We start from the raw sequence: 14,600 nt of genomic DNA, 5'->3' as shown, positions 1-14,600 counted from the left end.
GATAAGAACGCGAGGCGCGTTCCGCAATGCGTCGGACGGAGAAAAGCGCCCCCTACGCCCGCTCGACGAAACTATCGACGACCTTCTTCTCGCCGGCCTTCTCGAACGCGATCGTCAGCTTGTTGCCGTCGATCTTCACCACGTTGCCGTAACCGAATTTCTGGTGAAACACGCGGTCGTCGAGCGAGAATTCCGAAACCGTGCCGGTGGATTTTGCGACCAGTTCGCCTTCGATCACCATCGGACCGCGCTTGTTGCGCGAGAAGCCGCCAGAGAAGGCATCGCTGCGCGAGCCTGAAAATGGCGACTGGCTTTCCTCGAAACCGCCGCGGGCCTGTCCGCGACCGCTCTGGCCACGGTTGCGATTGGCCTGCGCGCGCTGCCAGCCCGGCGTCGTGTAACTGGAGCCGAAGGATTCGACGTTGTCGAAACGTGAGGGGCCGTAGCCGCCGCTGCCGCCCCAGCCGGAGCCGCCCTTGGATTCCGTGATCTCGACATTGGTCGTCGGCAATTCGTCGAGGAAGCGCGACGGGATCGTGGTCGTCCACGTGCCATGAATGCGGCGGTTGGTGGCGAAGTAGAGTTTGGCGCGGCGGCGCGCGCGGGTCAGCCCGACATGGGCGAGGCGTCGTTCTTCTTCGAGACCGGCGCGTCCCTGTTCGTCGAGCGTCCGCTGGCTCGGAAACAGGCCTTCTTCCCAGCCGGGCAGGAAGACGTTGTCGAATTCGAGCCCCTTGGCCGAGTGCAGCGTCATCAGCGAGACGGCTTCATCCTCGGCGCCGCCGTCGCGGTCCATCACCAGCGAGATGTGTTCGAGAAAGCCTTGCAGGTTCTCGAACTCTTCCATCGAGCGCACGAGTTCCTTCAAGTTATCCAGCCGGCCGGCAGCATCGGCCGAGCGGTCCTTCTGCCACATCTCGGTATAGCCGCTCTCGTCCAGCACGATTTCGGCCAGCTCTGTATGCGCAGTGACCTCGCGCTGCGCGCGCCAGCGATCGAAATGCAGGATGAGATCGCGCAGGCTCCCGCGCGCCTTCGGCTTCAGCTCGTCGGTTTCGACCACGGCGCGCGCGGCCTCGAACAGGGGAATGCGGCGCTTGCGGGCGTGGTCGTGCAGCATCTGCACGGTGGCGTCGCCCAGCCCGCGCTTGGGCACGTTGACGATACGCTCGAAGGCGAGGTCGTCGGCCGGTGAATTGATCACGCGCAAGTATGCCAGCGCGTCGCGGATCTCGGCGCGCTCATAGAACCTGGGACCGCCGATGACGCGATAGGGCAGGCCGAGCGTGACGAAGCGATCTTCGAACTCGCGCATCTGGAACGAGGCCCGCACCAGGATCGCGACCTCGTTAAGGTTCTCGCCTGAGCGTTGCAGCTCCTCGATTTCCTCGCCGATGGCGCGGGCTTCCTCTTCCGAATCCCAGGAGCCGGTCACGGTTACCTTCTCGCCGTCAACATCCTCGGTGCGCAGCGTCTTGCCGAGACGGCCTTCGTTGTGCGCGATCAGATGCGAGGCGGCGGCGAGGATATGGCCGGTGGAGCGGTAATTGCGCTCGAGGCGGATGACTTTTGCGCCGGGAAAATCGTGATCGAAGCGCAGGATGTTGTCGACCTCGGCGCCGCGCCAGCCATAGATCGATTGATCGTCGTCGCCGACGCAGCAGATGTTCTTGAGGGGGGAGGCGGGCGCCGCAGCCGTCGTCATTCCGGGTTGCGCTGAAAGCGCAGACCCGGAATCTGGAGATGAGTCTTCGCCTGCTCGAGATTCCGGGTTCACGCCTTCGGCGTGCCCCGGAATGACGGCGGGATCGATGCGCTCCGGAATGACGGCGGGGTCCGTGGCCCCCGGAATGATCGCGGAAAGCGGTACCCCGGGCCGCGACGGCGCCTGCGACAGCAGCCGCAGCCATAGATACTGCGCGACGTTGGTGTCCTGGTATTCGTCGACCAGAATGAACTTGAACCGGTTCTGGTACTGCCGCAGCACGTCGGGATGCTCGCGGAACAGCCGGATGTTCTCCAGCAGCAGATCGCCGAAATCGGCGGCGTTGAGAATCTTCAGCCGCTCCTGGTAGCTGGCGTAGAGCTTGCCGCCCTTGCCGTTGCCGAACATGGCGGCTTCACCCGCCGGCACCTGGCCGGGCGTCAGGCCGCGGTTCTTCCAGCCGTCGATCAGTCCGGCCAGCATGCGTGCGGGCCAGCGCTTGTCGTCGATGCTCTCGGCCTGCAGCAATTGCTTCAAGAGCCGCACCTGATCGTCGACATCGAGCACGGTGAAATTGGATTTGAGCTGCACCAGTTCGGCGTGGAAACGCAGGATGCGGCCGCCGATCGAGTGGAAGGTGCCGAGCCACGGCATGCCTTCCACGGCCTGGCCGAGCATCTGGCCGAGGCGCAACTTCATCTCGCGCGCGGCCTTGTTGGTGAAGGTCACCGACAGGATTTCATGCGGCCGCGCCCGGCCCTGACTCAGGATGTGGGCGATCCGCGTGGTCAGCACGCGCGTCTTGCCGGTGCCGGCGCCGGCGAGCACCAGAACCGGTCCGTCCAGCGTCACGACCGCATCGCGCTGTTCGGGATTAAGGCCGTTGAGATATTGCGGGCCGGCCGCGGCCCGCGCACGCGCGGCGATACCGCCAGCCGCTGGCTGGTGCTCGGGGACGCCGCGATGGGGTAGTTTGCTCGGCTCGGTCATGCTCGAATCGTCTTGGCCCCACGATGGCACCGTGAGGCGGTAAAGGGGAGCCTTCATAGCAAGGATTAAGGGCCATATAGGGCCTGTCCGGCCGTTTTGACAGGTTTTATCCCGGCGCTTTTGCAAGCCGGATTTCGAGGCGCGGCTGCGATTTTGTTCCGCCGGAATCGTCAAATTTCGCGGTTTTGCCGCCCGGAACCATCATTCCCGGCCCGGATTGTTCCTGCAGGCGATGCGTGGCGCTTCAGTCACCACCGTCGCGAGCAACAGCCAATCGAGGTCGTGTCATGCTGAGCTGGGTCGTTACGTTTCTGATCGTCGCGTTGATCGCAGGTATTCTGGGCTTCGGCGGCATCGCCGGCGCTTCCGTCGAAATCGCCAAGGCGATCTTCTTTATCGCCGTGATCCTGTTTCTGATCTCCGCCGTGGTCGGATTGGTGCGCGGACGAACCAACGTCTAGCCAGTCGGCGCAACCAATGGCTGGTGCCGCGCGCAAAAAGCTAGCGCGCGGCGGCCAGTTCAAGGCTGGACTGCCCGAGGCCGGACTGGCCGACGTGACGGGCCACCAAGTCCGCAAACTGCTTCGGGTGGGTCGCGATCATGAAATGAGCCGCGCCGGCAATCGTGGCGCGGTCGGCGCGCGGGATATATCGACTCAGGCAATCGTTCGCCTGACGTACAGCCGGATGACTGGTTTCACCCCATATGACGAGCGTGGGAATTTTCACGGTCGCCAGTGACATGGGTGTTAGTCGAAAACCATAAGCCGATTTCCAGTCCAGCAAATTCGCAGAGGTCGTTTCGATGGCGTAGTCGCGAACGCGCTGCGGCCAGGCGGCGAAGGTGCCGGCGCCGCCGTAGAAGTCGACCATTCGCGCGATCGCATCGGCTTCGCCGCGCATGACAGCATCGGAATAGGCGCGGGACATGTTCCGGAAAGCGCCATAGTGCTGCTGCTCTCCGGTTTCTTTCAGGATTTCCATGGCCGGTGCTTCGGCGATTGTCAGGCTGAGCAGCGGAACACGCCCCCGTAGTGCGACTGCAAGCGCCGTCAATCCGCCGAACGAGTGACCAACGAGATGCACCGGGCCGCCTGCACGACGAATCACAGACTCGAGGATTTCGCGCTCATGGGCGATATCGGTATCATCTGCGGCGCGGCGCTCGGCGGTACCGCCATATCCCAACAGGCTGGTGGTCACGCAGCGGAACTGGCCCTGCCAATGAGCCATGACCGGCCGCCAGGCCGCGCCGGTGCTGCATGAGCCCGGCACGAGCACTACGGTCGGGCCCTTGCCGGTCTCTTGGTAATCGATGAGCCCGGGCGTTTGGTAAATCATCTCGGAAGCTCCTTCGTGGACACCACCGACGGACGGCGGCCCGTTGGGGCCGTCGCCGCGTCACAGTTGAATCATCGCTTGGTGATGACGATTTCCAGATACTCACTCGCCACCACCATGGTGCCGTCCTCGGCGCGATTCATCGATGCGATCAGTTTCAGGATATCGTCGGCGAGTTGGCGCTGGTTGGTTTCATCAAGCGCGGCAAAGGCTTTCAGCGTCGGGCCATAGTAGTTCCTGAACACGTCGAGAAAGTGCATCGGCGAGCGGTAGCGGAACGTGAAGTGACGCTTCTCGGCCTTGATCGAGGCTGCCGACGCGCCGAACATCTCCGTGATGCGCGCCTGCGTTCCCCACATCGCCGGCGATTTCGCGCCGGCAGGCGGCGGCAGATATTTGCCGAGCGTCTTGAACAACTGGCCAATAAAGCCTTCCGGCGTCCAGTTGGTGAGGCCGATCTTGCCGCCGCTCTTGCATACCCGCAGCAATTCGGAAGCCGCGCGATCCTGGTCCGGCGTGAACATCACGCCGAAGGTCGAGAGCACGGTATCGAAAGTCGCATCGCCGAAGTCGAGGGCCTCGGCATCCGCTTCCTTGAACTGAACCGACAGGCCTTCCGCCGCGGCACGCGCGCGGCCGCGTTCGAGCAGGCTCGGCACATAATCGGTCGAGGTCACCTCGCACCAGCGGCGCGCAGCGGCCAGCGTCGCGTTGCCGTTGCCGGCGGCGACATCCAGCACCTTCTGGCCGGCCCTAAGATCGAGGGCCTCGCACAGCTCTTCGCCGACGATCTGCAACGTGGTGCCGACAATGGCATAGTCGCCGGACGACCAGGCGCCGTGCTGCTTGGTCTTGAGTGCGGAAAGGTCGATCTGGCCGGGTTGTTCGTTCTTGACGGCAGCGGATGTAGCCATGGGCTTCCTCCTTGGAGGCGTGGGGTTGACGGTTCGGCGTGGTCCGGGCTTTAGGCCCGAGGACCGCCGGACGGCTATCCACTTCGCGACACGGCTATCCCGAACGTGAACCTTTCCGCTGTTCCCAGGACTCACAACCAGGGGCCTTCGGAGTTGCGGATGATTGCTGGCCAGGACATTTCACAAGTCATTTCACAAGACATTCCACAACGCATTTCATCGGCGACGTCGCCGGTGCCGCGCGGTGTCAGGCGGGCGCTGGACGCGATGCGCGCCAATGTCGGCCACAATTGGCGCTTGACGGAACTCGCTGCCATCGCCGGCACTTCCGGCCGAACCTTGCAGCGCCAGTTCCTCAGCTTTGTCGGCAAGACCCCGCGCGCCGTGCTTCGCGACATCGGGCTCGAATGCGCCCGCCGCGAGCTGCTGCAGGGAGCGCCCGGCGTCACGATCATGGATGTCGCGCTGCGCTGCGGCTTTCCCCATTGCGGCCGGTTTTCGATCGCGTATCGCCGTCGCTATGGCGAGACGCCGTCGCAGACGCTGAAGCGGCAGGGGGTGTTCACGGCCACGCTCGGCGCCATGCCTTCGCTGTTTGGATCGGCGCGGGACCGGCCGGCGGTCGCCTTCGGGGCGATCGAGGCGGCGACAGAAAATCTGGAGATTGCGGCCGATATCGCCGACGATATTGCCGCCGCACTCACCCGCGCCGGGATTTCGGTCGCATCCAGCCCGCGGACGGCGGGCTATCAGTTGACCGGTTCGATGCGGGGATCAGGTCCGCAGACGCGCCTGATCTTCCGGCTGATCGACACTGAAACCGGCGGCCAGCTCTGGGCCCATCGCGCCGACGGGGTGCCGCGCGACGAAACCGCAACCGGAGAACATCTCGCGACCAGGATCGCTGCGGCGCTGCAGCCATGCCTGCGCGTCGCCGAGATCGATCGCGCCTTGCGAAAACCGGCGAGTTGCCTCAGCGCGCGCGATCTCGCCCTGCGCGCCATGCCGGGCGTATTGTCGCTCGATGCCGACGGCAATGCCCGCGCTCTCGAACTGCTGGAGCGCGCACTCGATCTGGATCCCGATCATCCACTGGCGATTTCACTGGCGGCCTGGGCGCATGTCCAGCGCGTTGTCTATCACTTCACGCATGCACCACGGGAAGAGCGCGCCCGCAGCCTCGAGCTGGCGCACAAAGCGAGCACGCTTTGCAACGATGCCACGGTGCTCGCGGTTCTCGGCAATGCATTGACGTTGCTCAACGAGGTCGACGCCGCGGATGTCGTCATTCGAAAGGCGCTTGCGGTCGACGGCGGATCTGCCTGGGCGTGGAGCCGCAGCGGATGGATCGACGTCTACAAGGGTGACCCGCAATCCGGGATCGAGCGCTTCAAGATCGCGCTCGACCTCGCGCCGCACGATCCGCTCGCCTTCAACAGCATGGTCGGAATCGGCTGCGCGCATTTCAACGCCGGCCAATATGCCGATGCGGCCGTCTGGCAGGAACGCGCGCTGGCCGAACATCCCTCGGCAAGCTGGGTGCATCGTACCCTGTGCCCCGCCTATGTGCTCGCGGGGCAGGGGCCGCTGGCCCGCCGCAGCCTCGGTGCGCTGCGGCAGCACTATCCCGATCTCACGGTGTCGGAGGTGGAGCGAGGCATGCCGCCGCTGCCGCCAAGCCAGTGCGACCTGGTTTTCGGGGCCCTGCAAGAGGCCGGGCTGCCGGCCTGAACCGAAACCTATTTCTGGGGCATCGCAACCTTGCGGCCGGTCCCCTCGGGCCGCGGCACGGCTGCATGCGAATCCACCACCGCCTGGACGCGGGCGTAAATGTCCGGCGGGAAGGGAGCCACTTTCCGCGCATTCATGTCCATATGGAGCGTCATGTTTTCCGACGTCGCGGAGAGCCAGCCTTCGGTCGCGTGCCGCAATTCCTCGAACGTGTGCAGCCGCTTCTCGTCATGACCTAACAGATAAACCGAAATCTGAACGGGATCGCCGAGGTGAATCTCGCGTATGTAGCGTACATGGCATTCGGCGGTGAAGGTCGAGCTGTGGCGCTCCTTCATGTAGGCCGGCCCGATCCCGAGTTGCAGCCACATCTCGTCGATCGCGCGGTCCATCATCACGTTGTAGTAGGCCATGTTGAGGTGGCCGTTATAGTCGATCCATTGCGGTTCGATCTGCATCACCGAGGACAGGAACGGAGCCGGCGGTAACGGCATATCCTTCAAATTGTCCTGCAAATTATCCTTCAAGTTTTCCTTGGCGGCGGCAGCGGTCGTCATCATCCATCCCTTTGTTTTTACGGGTCTCTTGACCCCCCTTATATCCTTTGCCACGGTCCGCTCAAATCCGGAGGAATTTGGCGTGGCGACGACGATATCAGGTAGTGTGAAGCGGCCGGAGCCGCAGGCGCTGGCAAGCGCGGTCGAGGCGCTGGCGGCGCGATTCGGCAACCGGCTGATTACCTCGCAGGCGGTGCGCGAGCAGCACGCCCATACCACCACGTGGCTGCCGACGCAGCCGCCCGATGCGGTGGTGATGGCGCAGGAAACCCAGGACATCCAGGACGTGGTGCGGATCTGCGCCAAACATAGCGTTCCCGTGATCGCCTTCGGCACCGGCACTTCGCTGGAGGGCCAGGTCAACGCGCCGGCCGGTGGCGTCTGCATCGACCTGCGCGACATGAACCAGATTCTCGAAGTTCACGCCGAGGACCTTGATTGCGTGATCCAGCCGGGTGTGACCCGCAAGGCGCTGAACGAGCATCTGCGTGACCAGGGGCTGTTCTTCCCGATCGATCCCGGCGCCGATGCTTCGCTCGGCGGCATGGCTTCGACGCGGGCCTCAGGGACCAATGCGGTGCGTTACGGCACTATCCGCGACAATGTGCTGGCGCTCAAGGTGGTGCGCGGCGACGGCGAGATCATCACGACCGGCACGCGGGCGAAAAAATCATCGGCCGGTTACGACCTGACGCACCTGTTCGTCGGCGCCGAGGGTACGCTCGGCATCATCTCCGAACTCACCATCAAGCTGCGCGGTATCCCTGAGACGATCGCAGCCGCGGCCTGTTCGTTCGAGACCGTGCGCGGCGCCTGTCAGGCCACGATCCTCGCCATCCAGACCGGCATTCCGCTCGCGCGGATCGAACTGCTCAACGCCGAGCAGGTCCGCGCCTGCAATTCCTATTCGAAGCTGACCCTGCCGGAGACGCCGCTGCTGCTTCTGGAATTTCATGGCAGCGAGGTCGAGGTGGCCGAGCAGTCGAGGAATTTCAGCGAGATCGCCAAGGAATGCGGCGGCGGCGATTTCACCTGGACCACCAAGCCGGAGGACCGCACCAAGCTGTGGCAGGCGCGGCATGACGCCTATTGGTCGGTGAAGGCGCTGCGGCCCGGGGCCGGCGTGGTGGCGACCGACGTCTGCGTGCCGATCTCAAGGCTGGCAGATTGCGTCACCGAGACCGAAGACGATCTGAAGCGGCTCGGCCTGCTGTCGCCGATCGTCGGCCATGTCGGCGACGGCAATTTCCACTGTTCGCTGGTCTGCGACGTCGACAATGCGGAGGAAATGGCGCGCGGCGAGGACTTCATGCATCGCCTGGTCGAGCGGGCGCAATCGATGGGCGGCACCTGCACCGGCGAGCATGGCATCGGGCAGGGCAAGCAGAAATACCTCAAGGCCGAGCTTGGCCCCGAGGCGATCGACGCCATGCGCGCGCTGAAGCAGGCGCTCGACCCGCAGAACATTTTCAATCCCGGCAAGATCGTGCCGGTGAACTAGCCAGGGCGTGGGCTCATTAGCGCGCAGCCACAGCCTGGTCAAACGCAACGCCCCTAGCCAAGGCCTGGCTTCGGCGTGCTTTCGAGGCAAAGCGGACATCAACCAGCCGACAACCTCCACTGAATCCGTCGAAAATGACCCGGAGCGGACCTCAGCTCTGAACCTGCAAAGCGCCGAACTCCGGCGATGAATCACGGCAACGCCCGCTGGCTTGTGGATCGGCGCTAGGGGTTTCCTGTTGCAGGTTTCATGCTTTTAAGGACGTTGATGATATCTTCCGGCGAATAGTCATCGCCAGCGCTCTGCGTCAGAGAAATCGAAATCCTTTGTTTGGGGGGATTGAGCCAGACGAGAGTCATCTCTTTGCCCCTTTTGCCACTGTATGCGTACACGTGGCCGGTTATTCCTTGATAATCGAACTCACGAACTAGCTTTGATTGTGAATAAAGGAACTGTGTAATGGGACTCTCGAATATATCCAGATCGATCTGATTATCGTTCTGCATCTTTCTGAATTTGATTTCGTACTCCTGTTTCGTATAGCGATGAGAAACTTCTTGAAAGCCCGGCGGCGCCTCTCCCGGAGGCAGAATGAGAAAGCCCGGATATGGGGCAGGCCTTGGTCCAAAGTTATCCAAGATGGGGTCAGGCACGACCGCGTTATGAATTTGCCCCGCGAAGGCGGCAACGGTCAGCAGAACTAATGGTAACGACGCTGCAGCACGGTAGCTTCCATTTCTGTGGAGCAGAAATGATAGAATGATGCCAATGGGCAAGATTAAATAGGGCGCTAAAGCAGCAACGAGCCTTCCTAGATGGGAGAACCAAGCGCCTGCTCCGATGACGTACCCGAGTTGCTGAAAGAGAAAAATCGTTCCCAAAACGAACGCTAGGATTTGTAGAAGCAGAACACAAGCTGACAGGTATTTCATACGAGGCATCTTTCCAGCATCAAGATCAGGCAGCACCAACGCTTTTGGTTCGAACTCGATCTTACCCATGAGAGGCTTCAGAGATCGATAATGGTCTCGTTGCAGTGTTTGGCGGCGGGCTCCTCGGCGCGGGCAACTCCACAGTGGAAGCAATGCCGAGTGTTGACATATCATATCTATCCTAGGTTGATAGAGGGCAGGTTCGTTCAGTCACCGACCGCCTGCAGTGGCGAAGGCTCATCCAGTCAACGTGCACTGCCGCCGAAAATAGTGCGCCTTGCAACGGCCCACTTCGGTTACTGGGCCCTTCGCGGCATATTGCGCCGCTGCGCTAGCCTGGTCGCTACCGGCGCAAGGCGGAGCCTTCGTCGCGTTACGCCAACGGGATTATGAGTACACGGCCCAGATGAGCCGCACTCCGCCACCTTCGTGTTGAAACCGCAGGTGGCGGCCAGGGGCTTGCAGCGACCTTCTTCGCCCACAGGTTGTACATTGTGGCGGCCGTCGCAGTTTGGTTCCAAACATAGCCTCGTTTCAACACAGCGCCGCCCGACTTAAACATCGTCGCGCCCGAAGTTCCCTCTCCAGCTTGGTTCCGCAACATGTGTTGCGTGTGTCGTGCGTGATGAGGTGCGTTGATGCGTTTTGTTTCCTGGGGGATTGTTGCGGCTTGTGGCTTTTTACTGGCAGGATCGGCAGCTAAGGCTGCCGATCTTCGTATTCCGGACCTGCCTTCGCCTCATTACAACTGGACCGGATTTTATGCGGGCGTTTACGGCGGCGGGGCGTATGCGGCGTGGGCTGCCGATTACTGCCGAAACGGCGCTTGTCGCCATGCAGAGGGGCAGGCGGGCGGCTTCGCGGTCGGCGTCTATGGCGGCTACAACCATCAGTTCGCCAACCGCTTTGTGATCGGCGGCGAGTTCGAGTGGGGCAAGTCCTCTTCGTCGCGGGACGAACTGATCTTTGGTGACAGCGCCTTGCTGTCGAGCTTCGGCGCGTTCGGTGGGGCTCGCCTGCGCGCCGGCTACGCGTTCGACCGCCTGCTGGCGTACGGCGCCGTCGGTGTCGGCGTAGCCAGCATCGGCAACGGCTACCGCTATACGGTGCAGAAGGGGTGCGACACCGTGCAAGAGATGATCTGGGACGAGCAGGTCAAGGCCGGGTTGATCGTGGGCGGCGGCTTCGAGTATGCTTTCACGAAGCATTTTGTCGGGCGCGGCGAATATCTCTATGCCGACTATGGCAGCGTCACGCTGTCAGGCAAGGACCGCACGCGAACAGAATTCCGCAAAGAGATGCACCTCGTGCGCGTCGGCGCCAGCTATCGGTTCTGACCTCTGGCGCAAAGGGTCCGGCAGCGACTGGCTGCCGGATCTTCGAGTTCTCCATAGGCCTTTTATCCACGCGGCGCGGTGATCGCCTTGCGGATCGCCGCGAGCGGCGCGGCGTCGTCGAACTCAAGATCTTCGCCAATCCGCTTCAATCCGAGGTCGTGCCATAGCGCGGCAAGGTCTGGCGTCATCGGCTTCGGCCCCATCTCGTTGTGGAGCCGGGTCAGTACGTCGACGCCGACGGCCCTGTCGGCGGTCGAGAGAATGCGCTCGATCGGCCAGTCCTGCTCATGATTGCCGCCGGCGGCGAGCACGCCGCGCATCGCGTCCTGCAAACCCAGACGATTATTCGTCGCTTTGCGGATTTCGATGTCGGCCAGCAGGCAGAACATCGCGCCGCCCCAGTACTTCCGTCCCCAGGTGGGCGTGTTGTCGAGACCCTGATCGCCGGCCTGCGGCAATCCTTTCGGCATGTCGCGCGTCATCCCCTGCCAGATTTCCCGCTCGTTAAGGTCTCCGGCCTGCACCCGCGCGACCGGCTCGACATAGACGGCAAGCCCCTCCGACAGCCAGGCGTAGCGATCGGGCATATCGGGCAGGGCGGTATGCACCATCTCGTGCACCATCACCCAGTCGCGCTGCAAGACATCCTCGGTGGAATCGCGGCCGAGCGGAATCCGAATGGCGGCGCCGCGATAGCCCCAGGTCGTGCCGCCGCGGATGCGCCCGCCATCGACGGGCACCAACAGCAGCCGCAGCGATTTGACGGGAAAGCGTCCATAATAGGTCGTGACGGCCCGGGCCGACATACTGATCCAGCCGAGCAGCTTTTCCTTAGGGAGCGTGATGTCGCCCGGCGCGAACGCGACATGGATGGTGCCGCCAGGCACTTCAAGATCGGTCTTCGGTAGCCGGTCGAACGCATCATAGGGCATGCGGTCGCCGCGCATATATTCCGATTGCGCGTCGGCGCGGAACGATATGGCGCTTGTCAGCATTGCGGCGATGACGGCGGCGGCAACGGTCCAGCGAAAGACGCCGCCGGCTTTCATCTCAGCACGCTTTGGACCGCGGCCGGTCGGTGCTCCTCGGTGCCTTGCGCGATGAACGCGGCGGCCTGTTCGTGGAGGTCGTCCAGCATGGCGGCGAGCAAGGCTTCGCCCTTGGCCGATGTCGCCCGCGTCGGATCGCCATAGCTGCCGGAGCGGCTGTAGTTCGGGGAATTCGGATCCGACGGCGTCAATGCGCCCGGTGTCTCCTTCAGCTCGGGGCTGGCTTCGGCGCGCGTCATGTCGACCAGATGCGGCGCCAGCGCCAGCATCAGCGAGGTTTCCAGTTCGTCGGCATGGCTGCCATGGCTCTGCTCGGCCAGCTGCTTGGCCGCGCGGGGATAGCGCGGACCTTCATGGATCCACAAATGCTTGACCCGCTCGTTCGCGAGGCGCGCCAGCGCGCGGTCGACCGGCGCCAACGTGCTGATCCCGGTATTGAGCACGAGGAGCTTTGCGCATCCGCTGGCGAGAATCTGCCCCGCAACCTCGCGCACGAGCGCCTCGAAGGTCGAAATCGAAAGACTGCTGCTGCCGGCATATTCGACGAAGGCAGGGTAATGGCCGTAGGTCAGCGTCGGCCAGACCAGCGCGTCGATTTTTTCCGCCATCCTGCCTGCGAGCCATTCGGCCTGAATGCGGTCGGTATTGAGGGGGAGGTGGAAGCCGTGCTGCTTGGCTGCGGCGCCGATCGGCAATATTGCCACCGCGCCATCACCGATGCGCCGCGCGACTTCGTCCCAATGCATGCGCTCGATGAAATGGCGATCGGTGTCTATTCCCATTCGCCGAGCGCTCCCCTTCATGAGCCGACGGAAACATCCGCCAAAAGTCCTGCCGTGATCCAGCCGTGCAGATAACCCGCGCCGCGGCCCGCCGCGCTGTCGGGATCGTCATAGGTAGCCAGCATTTCGCAGAGCACGCCGAACGGAATGCCGTTCGCGGCCTCGTCCCACATCATCGCTTCCTCCGCCGAAAGTTCGCGGAACATCGGCGTGACGTCCTGGCGCCAAATCAGGAGATGCGCGGGCTGCTCCAGCCCGGTCGCGTCCGGCGGCGCTTCGTCGTTCTTGAGTGCGAGCCAGATCGCAGCCGCGTTGGTCGCAAGGTCGAGCCTGATCGCGCTGGGATGCGGCCGGAATCGGAGGCCGGACCATGCTTCCGGCGCAAAGCCCGCCATGTCGGTCAGCTCGTCGACCTTGCCTTCCGCGGCATCGAAGGCGTCGTTGAGCGCCTTTTCGAGTGCGGCGAGATCGGACAATTCGGGATGCTCGGCGTAGGGCGCGGTCGACTTCAGGAACTCCGGCAGGCCTTGCGAGAACCAGCGCAGGTTCGGATGCGCGGATGGGCGCGCCTTGACGTAAGCGTGGCCCATCTCGTCGAACATCTCGTCACCGAGATAGAGATGCAGCACCTCGTGGTCGTTGCGCATTGCCTCGACCAGCCGTGAACCATAGGCATAGCGATAGACACCGAACAGCACGCCGCGCTTCTCTCGTGGGCTGTCGAGGATTTCAGCCAGCACCGCATCATCGCCATCAAGGATGCCGCGCTGAAACTCGGCCTGCTGTCGCGCGAAGTCACTCATTCCGCATGCACGCCCGCAGGCAAGACCTTCTCGGCCATGTCGCGGGTCCTGGCGACCTCTATCAGCAGTTCGTCGAGCGGTGGAATGTTGTCGTCGCGCTCGATCATGGTCGAGACCCGGCCGAAGCGTCTTAACGCCGCGGCATAGAGATCCCAGACGTCCTCGCACACCGGATGGTCGTGGGTGTCGATGATATGGGTGCCCATGTGGCTGTGGCCGGCCATGTGAAACTGCACCACGCGATCCGCCGGAATTCCATTGAGGAAGGTCAAGGGATCGTAGCCGTGATTGAAGGCGCTGACATAGACGTTGTTGACGTCGAACAAGAGCCAGCATCCGGAGCGTCGCGACAGCTCGGACAGGAATTCCCATTCCGTCATTTCGGAATTGCTGAACTGGACATAGGTCGAGACATTTTCGAGCACGATGGCGCGGCCGAGAAAATCCTGCACCAGTTGCACCCGGCTGACGACATGGTCGAGCGCTTCTTTGGTGTAAGGAATCGGCAGGAGATCATGCAGGTTCTTGCCGTGGACGCCGGTCCAGCACAGATGGTCCGACACCCATTTCGGCTCGACGCGTCTGGCGAGGTCCTTCAAGGCTTGCAGATATTCGAAATTCGGCGGCGCGGTGGAGGCGATCGACATCGACACGCCGTGCATCACCACGGGATAGCGTTCGCAAATGCGATCGAGCGTGCGCAGCGGCTGGCCGCCGGGCAGCATGTAGTTTTCGCTGATGACCTCGAACCAGTCGATCGGCGGACTGCCGCTCAGGATTTCGTCGTAATGCTGGTGGCGCAGGCCGAGCCCGAAGCCGAGGAAGGGCGGCTTGGCCGATATCGCCGGACGGTCTGCAAGCGCGGCCGCCGAAGTCTCAGGCAATCTGCTCGCGACGTTCATCTCGTCTCCGCTCGGACGGCACCGCCAAACAATGCGTGTCCTAAACCGTTCCGTCA

General features: G+C 63.0%; 13 protein-coding genes. 4 read left to right on the top strand and 9 right to left on the bottom strand.

Annotated elements, in window-relative coordinates; translation table 11 throughout:
- Nucleotides 1-52: 52 nt before the first annotated feature.
- Nucleotides 53-2,695: an ATP-dependent helicase gene (locus IVB22_RS38320; protein ID WP_247522318.1), complete on the bottom strand. Its 2,643-nt coding sequence runs from the start codon at nt 2,693-2,695 to the stop codon at nt 53-55.
- A gap of 287 nt (nt 2,696-2,982) precedes the next feature.
- Between IVB22_RS38320 and IVB22_RS38315 the strand changes: the two genes are divergently transcribed.
- On the top strand, nt 2,983-3,156 hold the full coding sequence (locus IVB22_RS38315; RefSeq protein WP_247522317.1) for a DUF1328 domain-containing protein: 174 nt from the start codon (nt 2,983-2,985) through the stop codon (nt 3,154-3,156).
- Between the two features lie 40 nt (nt 3,157-3,196).
- On the opposite strand, the gene IVB22_RS38310 is transcribed toward IVB22_RS38315, so the two are convergent.
- Nucleotides 3,197-4,036 carry an alpha/beta fold hydrolase gene (locus tag IVB22_RS38310; protein ID WP_247522316.1) on the bottom strand — a complete coding sequence of 280 codons (840 nt, stop codon included), beginning with the start codon at nt 4,034-4,036 and terminating at the stop codon, nt 3,197-3,199.
- 71 nt (nt 4,037-4,107) lie between these two features.
- Nucleotides 4,108-4,950, bottom strand: coding sequence for a class I SAM-dependent methyltransferase (locus IVB22_RS38305; protein WP_247522315.1), 843 nt, complete (start codon nt 4,948-4,950; stop codon nt 4,108-4,110).
- A gap of 159 nt (nt 4,951-5,109) precedes the next feature.
- Between IVB22_RS38305 and IVB22_RS38300 the strand changes: the two genes are divergently transcribed.
- On the top strand, nt 5,110-6,681 hold the full coding sequence (locus IVB22_RS38300) for a helix-turn-helix domain-containing protein (protein ID WP_247522314.1): 1,572 nt from the start codon (nt 5,110-5,112) through the stop codon (nt 6,679-6,681).
- Nucleotides 6,682-6,689: 8 nt separating this feature from the next.
- Here the strand turns inward: IVB22_RS38300 and IVB22_RS38295 are convergent, their stop codons facing one another.
- A complete protein-coding gene (locus IVB22_RS38295; RefSeq protein ID WP_247522376.1) occupies nt 6,690-7,175 on the bottom strand; it encodes a thioesterase family protein in 486 nt (161 codons plus the stop codon).
- A gap of 145 nt (nt 7,176-7,320) precedes the next feature.
- Between IVB22_RS38295 and IVB22_RS38290 the strand changes: the two genes are divergently transcribed.
- Complete coding sequence (locus IVB22_RS38290; protein WP_247522313.1) at nt 7,321-8,739, top strand: FAD-binding oxidoreductase; 1,419 nt, start codon at nt 7,321-7,323, stop codon at nt 8,737-8,739.
- A 224-nt stretch (nt 8,740-8,963) separates the two neighbouring features.
- Here the strand turns inward: IVB22_RS38290 and IVB22_RS38285 are convergent, their stop codons facing one another.
- A complete protein-coding gene (locus tag IVB22_RS38285) occupies nt 8,964-9,740 on the bottom strand; it encodes a hypothetical protein (RefSeq protein WP_247522312.1) in 777 nt (258 codons plus the stop codon).
- Nucleotides 9,741-10,309: 569 nt separating this feature from the next.
- On the opposite strand from IVB22_RS38285, the gene IVB22_RS38280 reads away from it, so the two are divergent.
- Complete coding sequence (locus tag IVB22_RS38280) at nt 10,310-11,008, top strand: outer membrane protein (RefSeq protein WP_247522311.1); 699 nt, start codon at nt 10,310-10,312, stop codon at nt 11,006-11,008.
- Between the two features lie 62 nt (nt 11,009-11,070).
- Here the strand turns inward: IVB22_RS38280 and IVB22_RS38275 are convergent, their stop codons facing one another.
- The 4 genes from IVB22_RS38275 to IVB22_RS38260 are packed head-to-tail and all read right to left on the bottom strand — an operon-like array spanning nt 11,071 to nt 14,544.
- On the bottom strand, nt 11,071-12,057 hold the full coding sequence (locus tag IVB22_RS38275) for a hypothetical protein (protein WP_247522310.1): 987 nt from the start codon (nt 12,055-12,057) through the stop codon (nt 11,071-11,073).
- Nucleotides 12,054-12,839, bottom strand: a complete 786-nt coding sequence (locus IVB22_RS38270) for a creatininase family protein (protein ID WP_247522309.1) — start codon at nt 12,837-12,839, stop codon at nt 12,054-12,056. The genes IVB22_RS38275 and IVB22_RS38270 overlap by 4 nt, the downstream gene beginning before the upstream one ends.
- 17 nt (nt 12,840-12,856) lie before the next feature.
- On the bottom strand, nt 12,857-13,642 hold the full coding sequence (locus IVB22_RS38265) for a DNA-binding domain-containing protein (protein WP_247522308.1): 786 nt from the start codon (nt 13,640-13,642) through the stop codon (nt 12,857-12,859).
- Complete coding sequence (locus IVB22_RS38260) at nt 13,639-14,544, bottom strand: DUF692 domain-containing protein (RefSeq protein ID WP_247522307.1); 906 nt, start codon at nt 14,542-14,544, stop codon at nt 13,639-13,641. Before IVB22_RS38260 ends, IVB22_RS38265 begins: the two co-directional genes overlap by 4 nt.
- Nucleotides 14,545-14,600: the final 56 nt, after the last annotated feature.

Source organism: Bradyrhizobium sp. 190 (genome assembly GCF_023073415.1).
Classification (GTDB): Bacteria; Pseudomonadota; Alphaproteobacteria; order Rhizobiales; family Xanthobacteraceae; genus Bradyrhizobium.
Note: the sequence above shows the minus strand (reverse complement) of the source record. Positions and strands in the feature narration are given on the sequence as shown.

Bases quoted from the DNA above. Each gene is read 5' to 3' on its own strand.
- IVB22_RS38320 (WP_247522318.1), bottom strand. From the start codon at position 2,695: ATGACCGAGCCGAGCAAACTACCCCATCGCGGCGTCCCCGAGCACCAG.
- IVB22_RS38315 (WP_247522317.1), top strand. From the start codon at position 2,983: ATGCTGAGCTGGGTCGTTACGTTTCTGATCGTCGCGTTGATCGCAGGT.
- IVB22_RS38310 (WP_247522316.1), bottom strand. From the start codon at position 4,036: ATGATTTACCAAACGCCCGGGCTCATCGATTACCAAGAGACCGGCAAG.
- IVB22_RS38305 (WP_247522315.1), bottom strand. From the start codon at position 4,950: ATGGCTACATCCGCTGCCGTCAAGAACGAACAACCCGGCCAGATCGAC.
- IVB22_RS38300 (WP_247522314.1), top strand. From the start codon at position 5,110: ATGATTGCTGGCCAGGACATTTCACAAGTCATTTCACAAGACATTCCA.
- IVB22_RS38295 (WP_247522376.1), bottom strand. From the start codon at position 7,175: ATGCCGTTACCGCCGGCTCCGTTCCTGTCCTCGGTGATGCAGATCGAA.
- IVB22_RS38285 (WP_247522312.1), bottom strand. From the start codon at position 9,740: ATGGGTAAGATCGAGTTCGAACCAAAAGCGTTGGTGCTGCCTGATCTT.
- IVB22_RS38280 (WP_247522311.1), top strand. From the start codon at position 10,310: ATGCGTTTTGTTTCCTGGGGGATTGTTGCGGCTTGTGGCTTTTTACTG.
- IVB22_RS38275 (WP_247522310.1), bottom strand. From the start codon at position 12,057: ATGAAAGCCGGCGGCGTCTTTCGCTGGACCGTTGCCGCCGCCGTCATC.
- IVB22_RS38270 (WP_247522309.1), bottom strand. From the start codon at position 12,839: ATGGGAATAGACACCGATCGCCATTTCATCGAGCGCATGCATTGGGAC.
- IVB22_RS38265 (WP_247522308.1), bottom strand. From the start codon at position 13,642: ATGAGTGACTTCGCGCGACAGCAGGCCGAGTTTCAGCGCGGCATCCTT.
- IVB22_RS38260 (WP_247522307.1), bottom strand. From the start codon at position 14,544: ATGAACGTCGCGAGCAGATTGCCTGAGACTTCGGCGGCCGCGCTTGCA.